Below are 15,310 nucleotides of genomic sequence, written 5' to 3'. Positions count from 1 at the left end.
GCGTGTGCCGCGCGCGATGCGCGGCGCAAATGAAAACGCCACGGAACCAGCGTTCCGTGGCGTTTTTTTTGTGGAACTCGCCGAGCGTCGAGCGCTGAGCGCCGACACCGGCCGTGCGGCGGCGGGCGTTCAGACCGCGAACGCCCGCCGCGCTCCGCTACGCGACCTGCTGATTTGACTGCCCGCCCGTCGGCGAACGCCACTTCGCGAGCAGCGTGTCCCACTTCTGGCGCACCGCGCGCAGGTTGTTCTCCTTCACGTGGCCGTAGCCGCGAATGCCGTCCGGCAACGCCGCCAGCTCCAGTGCAAGCGGGCGATTGGCTGCGTTCAGCCCTGCCAGCACTTCGCCGATCAGCGCTTCGTACTCGCCGATCAGCGCGCGCTCGGTCCGGCGTTCCGCGGTGTGGCCGAACGGATCGAGCGCGGTGCCGCGCAGGAATTTCCCCTTCGCGAGCAGCCGGAACGCCGACAGCATCCACGGGCCGTACGCCTTCTTCACGAGATGGCCGTGTGCATCCGTCTTCGCGAACAGCGGCGGCGCGAGGTGGAATTTCAGCTTCCAGTCGCCTTCGAACTGCGACGACAGACGCGCGAGGAACGCCGGATCGGACTGCAGCCGCGCGACCTCGTATTCGTCCTTGTACGCCATCAGCTTGAACAGGTTGCGCGCGACCGCTTCGGTCAGCGGCTCCTGCGTCGCGTCGCCGTCCGCGAGCGCGCGTTCGGTTGCCCGCACCTTGTCGACGAACGCCGCATAGCGCGATGCGTACGCGGCGTTCTGGTACGCGGTCAGAAACTCGACGCGCTTCGCGATCAGCGCATCGACCGCCTTCTTCGTGTGCAGCGCGATCACCGTCGCGCCCTGCGCGGGGCGCGCGTCGCCGGCCGCGGCCTGCTTCACGCTCGCGAGATCGTACGCAGCGCGCCGGCCCCAGTCGAACGCCGCGCGGTTCTTCTCGACCGACACCGCGTTCAGCTCGATCGCGCGTTCGAGCGACGCGAGCGTCAACGGCAGCCAGCCCTTTTGCCACGCATAGCCGAGCACGAACGGGTTCGTGTAGATCGCGTCGCCGAGCAGCGCAACCGCGAAACGGTTCGCGTCGATGAAGTCGACCGATTCGCCGGCCGCCGCGCGGATGTCGTTCTCGGCGGACAGCCCGGGGAACGCCCAGTTCGGGTTCTTGATGAACTCGGCCGTCGGCGTCTGCGAACTGTTGACCACCACGCGCGTCGCGTCGTGCCGCATCCGCGACGTGCATTCGTCGCCGGCCGTGACGATCGCGTCGCAGCCGATCACGAGGTCGGCTTCGCCCATCGCGATCCGCGTCGCATGGATGTCGGTCGGCGCGTGCGAGATCTGCACATGGCTCATCACGGCGCCGCCCTTCTGCGCGAGGCCCGTGACGTCGAGCACGGTCACGCCCTTGTTCTCCAGGTGCGCGGCCATCCCGAGCAGCGCGCCGATCGTGACGACGCCCGTGCCGCCCACGCCCGTGACGAGCACGCCGTACGCGCGGTCGATCGCCGGCAGCGTCGGCTCCGGAATCGGCGGCAGCGCCCCGCCGTCGACCGACACGGCTTTCGGCTTCTTTAACTGGCCGCCTTCGACCGTGACGAAGCTCGGGCAGAAGCCCTTTACGCACGAGAAATCCTTGTTGCAGCTCGACTGGTTGATCTGTCGCTTCGTGCCGAATTCGGTTTCGAGCGGCTCGACCGACAGGCAGTTCGACTGCACCGAGCAGTCGCCGCAGCCTTCGCACACCGCATCGTTGATCACGACGCGCTTCGCCGGATCCGGATACGTGCCGCGCTTGCGGCGGCGGCGCTTCTCGGTCGCGCAGGTCTGGTCGTAGATCAGGATCGTCGTGCCCTCGATCTCGCGCAGCTCGCGCTGCACGTCGTCGAGCTGATCGCGGTGATGGACCGTCACGCCGGGCGCGAGCAACGCCTTCTGGCTGTCGTACTTCTCCGGCTCGTCGGTGACGATCACGATCTTCTTCGCGCCTTCGGACGCGAGCTGATGCGTGATCTGCGGCACCGTCAGCACGCCGTCGACCGGCTGGCCGCCCGTCATCGCGACCGCGTCGTTGTAGAGGATCTTGTAGGTGATGTTCGCCTTCGACGAGATCGCCGCGCGCACCGCGAGCAGCCCCGAATGGAAATAGGTGCCGTCGCCGAGGTTCGCGAACACGTGCTTCTCGTCGGTGAACGGTGCCTGGCCGATCCACGGCACGCCTTCGCCGCCCATCTGGCTGAAGGTGCTCGTGTTGCGGTCCATCCACACGGTCATGTAGTGGCAGCCGATCCCGGCGATCGCGCGAGAGCCTTCCGGCACGTTGGTCGACGTGTTGTGCGGGCAGCCGGAGCAGAACCACGGCTTGCGCTCGGTTTGCACGTGCGGCTTCGCGAGCGCCATTTCCTTCGCGTTGATCACCGCGAGCCGTGCGGCGATGCGCGCACGCACGTCGGACGGCAGCTCGAACTTGTCTAGGCGCGTCGCGATCGCCTTCGCGATGATCGCCGGCGACAGCTCGTAGTGCGCGGGCAGCAGCCAGTTGCCCATCGGCACCGACCATTCGCCGCCGGCGCCGTCCTTTTCGTCGAACTTGCCGAATACGCGCGGGCGCTGCGCATCGGGCCAGTTGTACAGCTCTTCCTTGATCGCGTATTCGAGAATCTGGCGCTTTTCCTCGACGACCAGGATTTCATCGAGGCCGCGCGCGAACGCCTGCGCGCCCTGCGCCTCGAGCGGCCACACGCAGCCGACCTTGTACAGGCGGATGCCGATCCGCGCGCAGGTTTCGTCGTCGAGCCCGAGGTCGATCAGCGCCTGGCGCACGTCGAGATACGCCTTGCCGCCCGTCATGATTCCGAAGCGCGCGTTCGGCGAGTCGATCTCGATCCGGTCGAGCTTGTTCGCACGCACGTACGCGAGCGCCGCGTACCACTTGTAGTCGAGCAGCCGCGCTTCCTGCACGAGCGGCGGGTCCGGCCAGCGGATGTTCAGCCCGCCTTCCGGTAGGATGAAGTCGGTGGGGAGCACGATCTCCGTGCGATGCGGGTCGATGTCGACCGATGCCGACGATTCGACCACGTCCGTCACGCACTTGAGTGCGACCCACAGGCCCGAATAGCGGCTCATCGCCCAGCCGTGCAGCCCGAAGTCCAGATATTCCTGCACGTTCGACGGGAACAGCACCGGCAGCCCGCACGCCTTGAAGATGTGTTCGGACTGGTGCGCGAGCGTCGACGATTTCGCCGCATGATCGTCGCCGGCGAGCACGAGCACGCCGCCGTGCTTCGACGAGCCGGCCGAGTTCGCGTGCTTGAACACGTCGCCGGTGCGGTCGACGCCCGGGCCCTTGCCGTACCACATGCCGAACACGCCGTCGTATTTCGCGCCGGGATACAGGTTCACCTGCTGAGAGCCCCACACGGCGGTGGCGGCGAGATCTTCGTTGAGACCGGGCTGGAAGACGATCTGGTGGGCGGCGAGGTGCTGCTTGGCCTTCCACAGCGACAGGTCGAGGCCGCCGAGCGGCGAGCCGCGATAACCGGAGATGAAGCCGGCGGTGTTGAGGCCGGCGGCGCGGTCGCGTTCCTGCTGGAGCATCGGCAGGCGCACGAGCGCCTGGATGCCGCTCATGTACGCGCGGCCGCGTTCGAGCGTGTATTTGTCGTCAAGCGTGACGGACTTCAGCGCGGCTTCGAGCGACGCGCGTTGGTCTGCGTCTAGCGGGGCATTCATTAACAGTCTCCTCCACCCAGTTTGGGATCACCAAAACTTCGATTGCGTCGACGTCTTGTGAACGTGTCGGCAGTGGCCGGCATATTGGCCGGTTTCAGGTGATGGTAGCACTGGGATAAACCCGCCGCCCACCGGCCTGCGTGCCGCGGCGCGTCAATGAAATTGCGCGGAAGGATGCGTTACATCATGTAAAAGCATGTAAAGCCGGTCCCTTCGTCGTTCAAATGCCGTTAATCTTGTCGGCCTGCCGGAGGTGCCCGGTCGTGTCGGCTCGTTTCGACGCGCCGGGGAGGCGCCGGCAGTTTTAAAGGAGGTGCAATGAACACACGTCATATCCAGAGTTTTCTGATCGTGTCCGCCGCGTTTTTCGCGATGACCGGCCCGGCGCACGCGCGAGGCGCGAGCGCGCTGGCAGCAGCCGGCGCGCAGATGCGCCAGCTCGCGCCGGTGCAGGAGGTGGACGCGCAGCCGGCGGCCACGCGCGCCGTCGCGCCGAAGGCGGCCGTGCGTTGATCCGTTCGCGCGGCTGCCGGGCCGCGCCGGAACGGGAAAACGAAAAAGGGCGGGAATCTCGCGATTCCCGCCCTTTTTCTTCGTGTCACCGGTTGCCGCCGATTGCTCTCGGTGGCTGCCGGCTGCCGCGGGTTCGCACGGCCAGCCGGCTTCCCGGCCGCTCGCGTCAGGCCTTGTCCTGCACGACGCCGCGGCGGATCTGATCGAGCTCGATCGATTCGAACAGCGCCTTGAAGTTGCCTTCGCCGAAGCCCTGGTTGCCCTTGCGCTGGATGATCTCGAAGAAGATCGGGCCGATCTGGTTCTCGGTGAAGATCTGCAGCAGCAGATCGTCGCGCGCGCCGTCGATCAGGATCTTGCGCTTCTTCAGCTCGTCGAGCGATTCGCCGTGGTTCGGCACGCGGCGGTCGACCAGCTCGTAATACGTGTCGATCGTGTCGAGCAGCTTCACTTCCTTGCTGCGTAGGCCGTCGACCGCGCCGTAGATGTCGTTCGTGCCGAGCGCGATGTGCTGGATGCCTTCGCCGTGATACGCGTCGAGGTATTCCTGGATCTGGCCGGCCGTGTCCGAGCCTTCCTCGTTGATCGGAATGCGGATCTTGCCGCACGGTGACGTCATCGCCTTCGATTTCACGCCTGTCACCTTGCCTTCGATGTCGAAGTAGCGCACTTCGCGGAAGTTGAACAGCCGCTCATAGAACTCGGCCCATTCCTGCATGCGGCCGCGATGCACGTTGTGCGTCAAGTGGTCGATGTACGTGAGGCCGTGGCCGACCGGGTTCGGATTTGCCCCGGCGATCGGCTCGAAGTCGACGTCGTAGATGCTGATGTCGCCGATCGCGCCCGGCTGCGCGCCATTCTTGCCGCGCCAGCGGTCGACGAAATAGATCAGCGAGTCGCCGATGCCCTTGATCGCCGGGATGTTCAGCTCCATCGGGCCGGTCTTGTTGTCGAAGCCCCACGCGCCGAGGTCGAGCGCGTGCTTGTACGCCTTCGCGGCGTCCTGCACGCGAAACGCGATCGCGCAGATCGACGGGCCGTGCAGGCGCGCGAAGCGTTGTGCGAACGAATCGGGTTCGGCGTTGATGATGAAGTTGATGTCGCCCTGACGGTAGACGGTCACGTCCTTGTGGCGATGGCGCGCGATCGCGGTGAAACCCATCCGTTCGAACAGTTGTCCGAGCGCTTTCGGATCCGGCGCGGTGTATTCGATGAATTCGAAGCCGTCGGTGCCGACGGGGTTGTCCCAGTTGGGAATCTGCATGCCGTGTCTCCTGTCTGCTTTGCGATCGGCCGGGGCGCTCGGATGCTCGGGCCGGTGTCATGGGGAAGGCGATGCGTGCGGCGGTGCGCGCGCAGCATCGGTCCATGCGACAAAGTGTAGCGGGCGGCGCGGAGCGTAAACTTGCGAACTTAATTGTCCGTCCCTACGATGGCGCAATTTCCGGTCTCGAAATAATCATCGGAGGGCAGAAAATGGCGCAGGTCGAATTGGACGCCATCGACCGGCGAATTCTCGCGATTCTTCAGGAGAATGGCCGGTTGTCGAATCAGGAGATCGCCGAGCGGGTGAACCTGTCGCCGAGCCCGTGCCTGCGGCGGATCCGGCGGCTGGAGGAAATGGGCGTGATCACCGGCTACGTCGCGCTGCTCGATCCGCAGAAGCTCGGGCTCGATCTGCTCGCGTACGTGAGCGTGCGGCTCGAGAAGCGCGGCGGCGTCGCGCCGGGCCGGACGGACGAGACGGTCGCGCGGGCAGGGGCGACGCACGCGGAACTGTTCCGTGCGGCCGTGCAGACCTGGCCGGAAGTCGTCGCGTGTCACGCGATGACGGGCGACATGGATTACCTGCTGCGTGTGCAGGTCGAGGACATGGCACATTTTTCCCGCTTCGTCCAGGAGCATCTGCTGCACCATCCGTCGGTGATCGACGTGAAGACGAGCTTTTCGCTGGAGTGCTTCAAGGAGACGACGGCGTTGCCGATTCGTTGACGGGCGACGTGTGGCGTCTACGCCGCGCGGCGCGGATCGGGGCCGTAGCGGTTATCGGTGTTGCGTGGTGCGAGCCACAGCGACACGAGGATCACGATGGGGGCTGCGAACAGGAAGTAGCCGATGCATAGCAGGCCGGAGCGATTGCTGTGGTGCAGACGCCTGACGTTGTAGGCCAGGGTCGCGCATAGCGACGCAAGCCCGGCCATGAACAGCAGGAGTGAGGTCAGTGTCGGGTCGGCGGAAAGCCGGTTGTGTGACCATTTGCTCAGCGTGATCAGGAGGTAAAAAAGCGGGTAATGGCCTAGCAGGAAGCACAGGAAATCGCGGCGCCGCTCTCGGCCACGAAATGACAGCATGCGCCGATAGCCGTTCAGCCATGCATGCAGCGCGGTTTTCATCGTCATCTCCGATTTCGCCGATTGTATTGAGTCGGATGAGCTCTCGGGTCTGGCGATGGTATTTCGCCATTGCCGTGGCCGGAGACTGTCCGCCATGGCGCTGCATAAATACGGATTTTGCGTGCCGGTAGAGTTGGATGTCGGGTAGGGGATCGGTGCCGAAGATATAGGGAGAGCGGGTTTTACCATTGGGGCGCGTGACGACATCGATACCGAACGCTCCCTTGAGCATTTGCCACATGGTCATCTCGCCAGACAGGGCCCGTTGATTGTCGATGTAGATATCGGCAGTCTCTTACAGTTGGGCAACGGTCCGGTAGATTTGCAGATTGGACGAGCCAATCGTGTTGGCCAACGACGGCAGTCCGGATTTTGCGTGCAGTTGCTCGATCAACAGGTAGACGCCGGTGGGACCCCTGGTAGCCGGCCCCTCGCTTCCGATCTTTCGCCGAATGAAATAAGTAGCCGATCATCTGTCGACAGGCGGCGAAAGATCAACGGGACAGCTACGAAAGTGATTGCTCTTCTGCGGGAGTACCGTCCAGCGACAGACGGGCTTGACTGCGCTTTGTCGGCGATCGCTTAACCGGGCGCGCGGGAAACATACCAGGATGTGTACTGCGAAGGGGGCAGTATCCGTGCGGCGATGGAGTGCCGGCGATGTCGATATCCATCGAGCACGAAAGGCGGCGCGTCCCGTTCCCGCACGCTGCAGCGACAGCGTGCGAGGTACGTGAGACTGGCGAGTCAGGGCTGCGTCAAGCCGGCATCAGCGATTCGATGAACTTCGACGTGCGGTGCGCCTGGCGCTTGAGCGCATAGTCGAACACCGCCGCTTGCTCCTGCAGCATTTCGGCGAGGATCGTCGAGTGATCGGCTGGCGGCAGCGACAGGTACGCATCGGCTTCGCCGTATGCGTATTCGATGCGCATCCCCGACTTCTTCGCGATGTGCATCATCGTCGCGTTGCGCGACAGGCAATGTATGTAAAGCGTCGTCACGCGCGTATTGCGGCTGCGGATCGCCGCGCGCTCGAACAGCTTCGAGCCGACGCCGCGGCCGCGTGCGCTTTCGAGCACCGACACGCCGAATTCGGCCGTGCGCGTGTCGCCTTCCGCCGGCAGGTAGGCCAGATGGCCGACGCCGATCAGCTCGAGCGCGTGGTCGAACACGCCGAACACGGTGTCGCGACCGAAGTCGATCGTGCGGACATAGTTCTCGATCACATGATCGGGCACCATCTGGCCGAAGCGCAGAAGGCGGTCCTCTTCGTTGAGCGAGAGAAAGTGGGTGAGCATGCGCTCACGGTCTTTGGAAGCCAGTTCCCTGACGAGAACCGGCGCAGTACCGGCCTGGCCCACAGCAGCGGCACGGCGGTTCGATTGCGTGTTCATCGTGGGTTCCTCAGTGTGTTGCTGCACAAACGGCTTGTGCGACGCAACAGCATTCTACCCGAGCGGGGTTGGGGAAAACCCGTATTTGACGTTATTTGTGCTGAGGAGGAATTCTAAATCCGCTTAGTTCATTCTGTAAGTCGCTGATTTTATGGAGATTTAAAATTCGTCATATGAAATGCGCGGCAGCCCGTCGCAGTGTACCCGCCGCGCAACGCATGCTGCTGTGCGGCAATCACGCGCGGGGCGACAGCCCGTGTTCCATCAGGTCGATCACCTGTTCGGCGAAGTCGCGGTAGCCGAGGCGGCCGCCCGGCTTGAGCCACGTGAACGTCCAGTTGATCATCCCGAACACCATCATCGTGACCGACGTCTGGTTCTCCTTCGAGATCCGGTCCGGATACGCGCGGGCGAGCTGGCGCGCGAAGGCCGCGACGATGTCGCGCTGGCGATCGAGCACGATTTCGCGCTGCGCGTCCTCGAGATATTTCACGTCGTTGAGCAGCGCGACGTGGCGGCTGTGCGACGTCTCGTACTCGGCGAGGAACGCGCGAACGAGTTCGGCGAACGCGTCGCGCTCGCTGAGCCCGCGCCGCTGGCTCGCACCTTCGACCTCGGCGATGATCAGCATCAACCGCTTCGTGTAGCGGTCGAGCAGGTCGAACAGGATCGCTTCCTTGCTTTCGTAATAGTGATAGAGACGCGCCTTCGACGTGCCGCTCGCGGTTGCGAGATCGGACATCGACGTGCTCGGGTAGCTCGTCTGCGCGAATTTCTCGGCGGCGAGATCGAGGATCTGTTCGCGCTGGGATTCGTGGTCGGGCGCTCGGGTACGGGCCATGGTCGAATGCGGAAAGTTAGCGTTGGCGGGGCGCGGCCGGCGCGCGCACCTGCGTGGAAGAGAGGGCGGCGGGCGCGTCGTCCTGCAGCTCGAGCCGGCCCGCGGCCGCGAGTTCGCGGCAGCGCCACCATGCGATCGAGTCGCTGACGAACAGCCCGCCGCGATCGGCGCCGGCCATGATCGCGCCGACGAGATGCTGCGCGGGTTGCCAGCCGGATTCTGCGTGCGCGACGATCAGCGCGTCCAGATCGGCGTAGGAGCCGCTCTTGATCGTATTGCTGATCCAGTAGCGCAGTTCGGCGTTCAGGTGCTTCGCCTCCTGCCATTCGAGCGCGAGGCGGCCGATGCGCAGCACCGAGACCGGCGCGGCGGCTGGTCGTTTGCGGGCGAGCGCCGCCGGCGGGAACATCCCCGTCGCGCAGGCCTGGTCGGTGCGCGTCAGCGCCGCGCGCTGCGCCGCGTCGAGATCGGCCGCCGACAGCCGCACCTCGTTCAGCCGCTGCGGCACGTTGCGCAGGTGATAGGCGACGCGGCGCAGCAGCAGCTTGTCGCCGACGCTCGGCGCATGCCAGACCACCACCTGACCGGTGTCCATCGCGAGTTGGTCGAGGCGCGCGAATTCGGCTTCGATTTCAGCGTTCCAGTCGGGAATCTGGTCGCCGAGCACGCGCTGCCAGAACGAGGCACGCGTGTCGGGCGTCTCGTCCGCGCCCTTCAGCGGGCCGACCGCGAGATCGTCGAGCAATCCGACGACACGCTCGTCGCGTCCGGCCAGCTCGAGCGCCTCGCGCAGCGACGCGGCGGCAGTGCCGCCCTGAATCACGTGAATGGTACTCATCGGCCTGTCGTCAACAAAAGAAAACCGCCGGCCGGGCGGACGTTGCGATGTCCAGCCGGCCGGCGGCCCCTAGTGTAAGCGAGATGTGTGACGACGAGAAACCGGCGCCGCGCGCCGGTACGACGCCGCTCAACGCTCGTCGAAGCTCACGACGACCTTGTCGCTGATCGGGTGGCATTGGCACGTGAGCACGAAGCCATCCCTCACTTCGTGGTCCTCGAGCGTGTAGTTCTTTTCCATCCGGACCTCGCCTTCGATCACCTTCGCGCGGCACGTGCAGCACACGCCGCCCTTGCACGCATACGGCAGCGCAAGGCCCGCGCGCAGACCGACGTCGAGCAGGCTCGCGCCCTCGTAAGGCAGGCGCAGCTTGCGTTTCTTGCCGTCGAGCACGATTTCGAGATCGGCGGCCGGCGTCTCGTCGGTGATCTCGACGACGGGCGCGCCGGCCTGCGGCAGCGGCGTGCCGAAGCGCTCGACGTGCACCTTCGCCGGCGGCACGCCGGCCGCCTTCAGCGCGGCTTCGGCTGCGTCCATCATCGGCGCCGGGCCGCAGATGAACGCTTCGTCGATCGCGTCGGCCGGCACGAGCGTTGCGAGGAATTCCGCGCACTTCGCCTGATCGAGCACGCCGTTGAACAGCTCGACGTCCTGCTGGTCGTCCGACAGCACGTGATACAGCACGAAGCGGTTCATGTAGCGGTTCTTCAGATCCTCGAGTTCCTCCGCGAACATGATCGCGTCGACGCTGCGGTTGCCGTAGATCAGCGTGAACGTGCTGCGCGGCTCGAGTTCGAGCGTCGTCTTCACGATCGCGAGCACCGGCGTGATGCCGGAGCCGCCGGAGAACGCGACGTACTGCTTGCCGTGGTCGGCATTCAGGTGCGTGAAGAAGCGGCCGTCCGGCGTCATCACGTCGATCGTGTGGCCGGGCTTCAGCGAGTCGAACGCGAAGTTCGAGAAGCGGCCGCCGCGCACGCGCTTGATGCCGATGCGCAGTTCGCCGTCGCGGTCGTAGTCGGTCGTGCCGACGCAGATCGAGTACGACCGGCGCGTTTCCTCGCCGTCGATGTGGGTCTTCAGCGTGACGAACTGGCCCTGTGTGAAGCGATACGCGTCGCGCAGCTCCGGCGGCACGTCGAACGAAACGGTGACGGCGTCGGCGGTTTCGGGCCGCACGTCGCGGATACGCAGCGGGTGAAATTGCGGGGTCGCCATATTCAGTAGGGTTTGAAGTAGTCGAAGGGTTCGCGGCAGTCGACGCAGCGATACAGCGCCTTGCACGCCGTGGACGCGAATTGCGCGAGCCGCTCGGTGTTCGCGGAGCCGCAGCGCGGGCAAACCGGCGCGGCCGCCGGACGCGGCACGAAGCGCACGACGTTTTCCCGCGGCGCGGCGCTGCCGCACTGGCCGACGGGCGGCGCGATGCCGTACGCGCGCAGCTTGTCGCGCGCTTCCTGCGTGATCCAGTCGGTCGTCCACGCGGGCGCGAGCACCGTCTCGATCCGGTGAGGCGGCAGGTCGGCGGCCTGCAGCGCCGCGGCGATGTCCTCGGCGATCTGCGACATCGCCGGGCAGCCGGAGTAGGTCGGCGTGATCACGACCTCGAGCACGCCGTCGTCCGCGCGACGGACGTCGCGCAGGATGCCGAGCTCGCGGATCGACACGACCGGGATTTCTGGATCGGGCACCGCTTCGAGCACGTCCCACGCACGCGCGAGCAGCGGGTCGTTGCGGTGCGCGGCGGGGGCGGCATGTGCGGTGGCGGCAGTCTGAACGGACATCGTCGGGCTCCGTTGGGTCGGCCAGTTACCAGCTCGCGCCGGGGTGCTGGCGCGCGAGGCTCTGCATTTCCGCGAGCAGGTAGCCCATGTGCTCCGAGTGCTCGCCCTGCTTGCCGGTCGTGACGTGCTGCACGGGCGCCGGCAGCGTGAGCGTCGCTTCGGCGAGCGCATCGTCCACGTCCGCGCGCCATGCGGCTTCGAGTGCGGCCGGTGCGGGGCCGATGCGGTCCTCGGCGATTGCCGCGTCGATTGCGTCGGCCGCGAAAAATTCGCGCGTGTACGGAATCAGGTAGTCGAGCGCCGCCTGTGCGCGGCGATGCGATTCGTCGGTGCCGTCGCCGAGGCGCACCAGCCATTCGCGCGCGTGCTGCACGTGATAGCGGGTCTCCTTCACCGATTTCGCGGCGATCGCCGCGAGTTGCGCGTCGGTCGACGTTTCGAGCGCGGCCCATACGTGCAACATCAGCGTCGCGTAGAGGAAGTTGCGCACGATCGTCACCGCGTAGTCCTTGTCCGCGTGCGCGGTGCCGGCGAGCGGGCCGTAATGCGGCAGCTCGGCGAGCGTGAAGTTCGCGAACTCGCGCTCGGTGCGGAAATACGCGTAATCGTCTTCCGTCTTCGCGGTGCCGTTGAGCTGGCGTTCGAGCTCGGCGGCGAGCGTATACAGCATGCGGGCCTGGCCGATCAGGTCGAGGCTCATGTTGGTGAGCGCGATGTCTTCCTCGAGGATCGGGCCGTGGCCGCACCATTCGGCGTTGCGCTGACCGAGGATCAGCGCGTTGTCCGCGAGGCGCAGCACGTAGGAGAGGTGTTCGGGCGTGATGGTCATGGCGCGGGCGTTACATATGGTTGACTTCGTCGGGCAGCGTATAGAACGTCGGGTGACGGTAGATCTTGTCGCCCGCCGGTTCGAACAGCTCGGCTTTCTCGGCCGGATCCGACGCGGTGATCGCCGACGACGGCACTACCCAGATGCTCACGCCTTCCTGGCGGCGCGTGTAGACGTCGCGCGCCATGCGCAGCGCCATCGACGCATCGGCCGCGTGCAGGCTGCCGCAGTGCTTGTGATCGAGGCCCTGCTTGCTGCGCACGAACACTTCCCAGATCGGCCATTCCTTGTTCATCACTCTCTCCTGAATCCTGTATTCGGTGGTTGCCGCTCAGGCGGCGTGCTGTTCGGCGCGGGCGCGGCGCTTCGCTTCGTGCGCGAGCGCGGCTTCGCGCACCCATGCGCCGTCGTCGTGCGCCTTCACGCGGGTCGCGAGGCGCTCCTTGTTGCACGGGCCGTCGCCGTTCACGACGCGCCAGAATTCATCCCAGTCGATCGCGCCGTAGTCGTAGTGGCCGCGCGCGTCGTTCCATTTCAGATCGGGGTCGGGCAGCGTGACGCCGAGCACCTTCGCCTGCTCGACCGTCGCATCGACGAACTTCTGCCGCAGGTCGTCGTTCGAGATCCGCTTGATGCCCCATTTCGCGGACTGATTGCTGTGGACCGAATCCGCGTCGCTCGGGCCGAACATCATCAGCACGGGCCACCACCAGCGGTTCACGGCCTGCTGGACCATCGCGCGCTGCGCGTCGGTGCCTTTCATCATCGACAGCAGCGCATCGAAACCCTGGCGCTGATGAAACGACTCTTCCTTGCACACGCGGATCATCGCGCGCGCATAGGGGCCGTACGTGCAGCGGCACAGCGGGATCTGGTTCATGATCGCGGCGCCGTCGACGAGCCAGCCGATCACGCCGACGTCGGCCCAGGTCGGCGTCGGGTAGTTGAAGATGCTCGAGTATTTCGCCTTGCCGGCGTGCAGCGCGTCGATCAGCGAATCGCGCGACACGCCGAGCGTTTCCGCCGCGCTATATAGATAGAGGCCGTGGCCCGCTTCGTCCTGGACTTTCGCGAGCAGGATCGCCTTGCGCTTCAGGCTCGGCGCGCGCGAGATCCAGTTACCTTCCGGCAGCATGCCGACGACTTCCGAGTGCGCATGCTGCGAGATCTGACGGATCAGCGTCTTGCGATAGGCATCGGGCATCCAGTCCTGCGGTTCGATCTTGCCGTCCGCGGCCATGACCGCGTCGAACCGCGCTTGCTCGGGCGACTCGGCTGCGGCGTCGAGCGGCGCGACGTTGCCGGGGATGTCGAGGGATTGCGTGTACATGGCGGAGTTCTCGTCCGGTTGAATGTGAGCGAAGTATAAACCAACCGACCGGTCGGTTAATAAACTTCTTGCGGATTTTCGGGGATGACTCGGGTAAACGAGGGTCGCCGGGGCGTGATCCATGATTGGGATGCAGAGCGCGTGACGGTGGCGGCTTCTGCGGCACAATGCCCGCTTTCCGATGAGGATTTCGCCGATGTCATTTCGAAGCAGTTTCGTCGCGACCGTGTTGGGCGCGTCCGTTTTCCTGTCACCGCTCGGCGCTTCGGCGGCGGGGGCCACGCCAGTCGCGTCCGTCGGCTGGGTCGCCGCGTGGGCGACGGCGTTGCAGCCGATTCCCGACCTGGCTGCGCCGCCGCCGCTGTACCGCGCACCCGACGTGGCCGGGCGGACGGTCCGGCAGATCGTCTACCCGACGGTCTCGGGACGCGCCGCGCGGATTCGCGTGAGCAATGCGTACGGTCGCGCACCGCTGGTGATCGAGGCGGCAGGTCTCGCGCGCGCGGGCGAAGGCGCGGCGTTGGCCGATGCGGCGAGCGTTGCCGTGCGCTTCGGCGGCAACGCGTCGGTGACGCTCGCGCCGGGCCAGGAACTCGAAAGCGACCCGGTGGCGATCGACGTGGCGGCCGGGCGCCCATATGCGATCAGCCTGCGGATGGGGCCGAACCAGCGGATGACGGTATGGCACCGTGTGTCGAACCAGGTCAATTACGTGTCGGCGCCCGGCGATCACGTGAGCGATCCGGGCGCCGGCGCATTCCGCACGCGCTTTACCCAATATGCGTGGGTGACCGAACTTGCGGTCGAGGGCGGCCCGGCGCGGGCGACGGTCGCCGCGATCGGCGACTCGATCACTGACGGCCTGCGCTCGAGCCTGAACCGCAACCGCCGCTGGCCCGACGCGCTCGCGCGCCGGCTGGCCGAGTCCGGTTCGGCGTCGTTCGGCGTCGTGAATCTCGGGATCAGCGGCAACCGGCTGCTCAGCGACTCGGCGTGCTACGGCACGTCGCTGGCGTCGCGGTACCAGCGCGATGCGCTGTCGCGGGCAGGCGTGAAAGCGGCGATCGTGCTGATCGGCATCAACGACATCAACTTCGCGGCGATGCCGCCGCGAGCGGGGCTCGATTGCGACAGCCCGCACACGCAGGTTACGGCCGCGTCGCTGATCGACGGCTATCGCCGATTGATCGATGCCGCGCACCGCCGTGGCGTGAAGGTCTTCGGCGCGACGCTTACGCCGGCCGCGTTGCCGGCCGGGCGAGAGGCGATCCGGCTCGAGGTGAACCGGTGGATCCGCAGCGGCGGCGGCTTCGATGGGGTGGTCGATTTCGATGCGGTGCTGCGCGATCCTGTGCGACCGAGCGTGCTGCAGCGCCGGTACGACAGTGGCGACGGCATTCATCCGAGCGACGCTGGGTACGCTGCGATGGCCGACGCCGTGCCGGTGGAACAACTGCACGCGATGGTGCGCGGCGACTGATGGCGCCATATGTATAGAGGACGCGAGGAGTGGCGGACTGCTTGACGGGCTCCGACGATCGCTGTCCGCTCGGCCCAAAGCCGCCGTGCGCGGCAGCGCACGGGGGCTTTTTCAAAAATATTTTCACAAAGGGGTTGCGCGGGGTGGGATGGGTGCCTAG

At 65.9% G+C, this 15,310-nt stretch carries 14 protein-coding genes; 3 read left to right on the top strand and 11 right to left on the bottom strand.

Annotated features, from left to right (window positions below; translation table 11 throughout):
* Positions 1–157: 157 nt before the first annotated feature.
* Entirely contained in the window at positions 158–3,748 is a 3,591-nt protein-coding gene (locus BSE24067_RS20890; RefSeq protein ID WP_151066609.1) for an indolepyruvate ferredoxin oxidoreductase family protein, read from the bottom strand.
* A gap of 318 nt (positions 3,749–4,066) precedes the next feature.
* Here BSE24067_RS20890 and BSE24067_RS20885 point away from each other — a divergent pair, with 318 nt between their 5' ends.
* Positions 4,067–4,261, top strand: coding sequence for a hypothetical protein (locus tag BSE24067_RS20885; RefSeq protein ID WP_151066607.1), 195 nt, complete (start codon positions 4,067–4,069; stop codon positions 4,259–4,261).
* Positions 4,262–4,427: 166 nt separating this feature from the next.
* Here the strand turns inward: BSE24067_RS20885 and hppD are convergent, their stop codons facing one another.
* Positions 4,428–5,525 (bottom strand): 4-hydroxyphenylpyruvate dioxygenase, encoded by a 1,098-nt coding sequence (hppD, locus tag BSE24067_RS20880; protein ID WP_151066606.1) that lies wholly within the window; start codon positions 5,523–5,525, stop codon positions 4,428–4,430.
* 212 nt (positions 5,526–5,737) lie between these two features.
* On the opposite strand from hppD, the gene BSE24067_RS20875 reads away from it, so the two are divergent.
* Positions 5,738–6,253, top strand: coding sequence for an Lrp/AsnC family transcriptional regulator (locus BSE24067_RS20875; protein ID WP_151066604.1), 516 nt, complete (start codon positions 5,738–5,740; stop codon positions 6,251–6,253).
* 17 nt (positions 6,254–6,270) lie between these two features.
* Here BSE24067_RS20875 and BSE24067_RS20870 read toward each other — a convergent pair whose 3' ends face one another.
* From BSE24067_RS20870 to paaA, 9 genes are all read right to left on the bottom strand, one after another.
* Positions 6,271–6,654 carry a DUF805 domain-containing protein gene (locus BSE24067_RS20870; protein ID WP_170297528.1) on the bottom strand — a complete coding sequence of 128 codons (384 nt, stop codon included), beginning with the start codon at positions 6,652–6,654 and terminating at the stop codon, positions 6,271–6,273.
* Positions 6,655–7,412: 758 nt separating this feature from the next.
* Complete coding sequence (locus tag BSE24067_RS20865) at positions 7,413–8,048, bottom strand: GNAT family N-acetyltransferase (protein ID WP_151066600.1); 636 nt, start codon at positions 8,046–8,048, stop codon at positions 7,413–7,415.
* Positions 8,049–8,283: 235 nt separating this feature from the next.
* Entirely contained in the window at positions 8,284–8,889 is a 606-nt protein-coding gene (locus tag BSE24067_RS20860) for a TetR/AcrR family transcriptional regulator (RefSeq protein ID WP_151066598.1), read from the bottom strand.
* A gap of 16 nt (positions 8,890–8,905) precedes the next feature.
* Complete coding sequence (locus BSE24067_RS20855; protein WP_151066596.1) at positions 8,906–9,727, bottom strand: DUF1835 domain-containing protein; 822 nt, start codon at positions 9,725–9,727, stop codon at positions 8,906–8,908.
* Between the two features lie 129 nt (positions 9,728–9,856).
* Positions 9,857–10,945, bottom strand: a complete 1,089-nt coding sequence (gene paaE / locus BSE24067_RS20850) for a 1,2-phenylacetyl-CoA epoxidase subunit PaaE (protein WP_151066595.1) — start codon at positions 10,943–10,945, stop codon at positions 9,857–9,859.
* A gap of 2 nt (positions 10,946–10,947) precedes the next feature.
* Positions 10,948–11,511, bottom strand: coding sequence for a 1,2-phenylacetyl-CoA epoxidase subunit PaaD (paaD, locus tag BSE24067_RS20845; protein ID WP_151066593.1), 564 nt, complete (start codon positions 11,509–11,511; stop codon positions 10,948–10,950).
* Positions 11,512–11,536: 25 nt separating this feature from the next.
* Positions 11,537–12,340, bottom strand: coding sequence for a 1,2-phenylacetyl-CoA epoxidase subunit PaaC (paaC, locus tag BSE24067_RS20840; RefSeq protein ID WP_151066591.1), 804 nt, complete (start codon positions 12,338–12,340; stop codon positions 11,537–11,539).
* Positions 12,341–12,350: 10 nt separating this feature from the next.
* Positions 12,351–12,635, bottom strand: coding sequence for a 1,2-phenylacetyl-CoA epoxidase subunit PaaB (gene paaB / locus BSE24067_RS20835; RefSeq protein WP_006752453.1), 285 nt, complete (start codon positions 12,633–12,635; stop codon positions 12,351–12,353).
* 36 nt (positions 12,636–12,671) lie between these two features.
* Positions 12,672–13,670: a 1,2-phenylacetyl-CoA epoxidase subunit PaaA gene (paaA, locus tag BSE24067_RS20830; RefSeq protein ID WP_151066589.1), complete on the bottom strand. Its 999-nt coding sequence runs from the start codon at positions 13,668–13,670 to the stop codon at positions 12,672–12,674.
* Between the two features lie 196 nt (positions 13,671–13,866).
* On the opposite strand from paaA, the gene BSE24067_RS20825 reads away from it, so the two are divergent.
* Positions 13,867–15,150, top strand: a complete 1,284-nt coding sequence (locus tag BSE24067_RS20825) for an SGNH/GDSL hydrolase family protein (RefSeq protein ID WP_151066587.1) — start codon at positions 13,867–13,869, stop codon at positions 15,148–15,150.
* Positions 15,151–15,310: the final 160 nt, after the last annotated feature.

It is taken from the genome of Burkholderia latens (assembly GCF_902499045.1).
Taxonomy (GTDB): domain Bacteria; phylum Pseudomonadota; class Gammaproteobacteria; order Burkholderiales; family Burkholderiaceae; genus Burkholderia; species Burkholderia latens.
The sequence above is the reverse complement of the archived record's forward strand: the minus strand, read 5'-3'. Positions and strand labels throughout refer to the sequence as shown.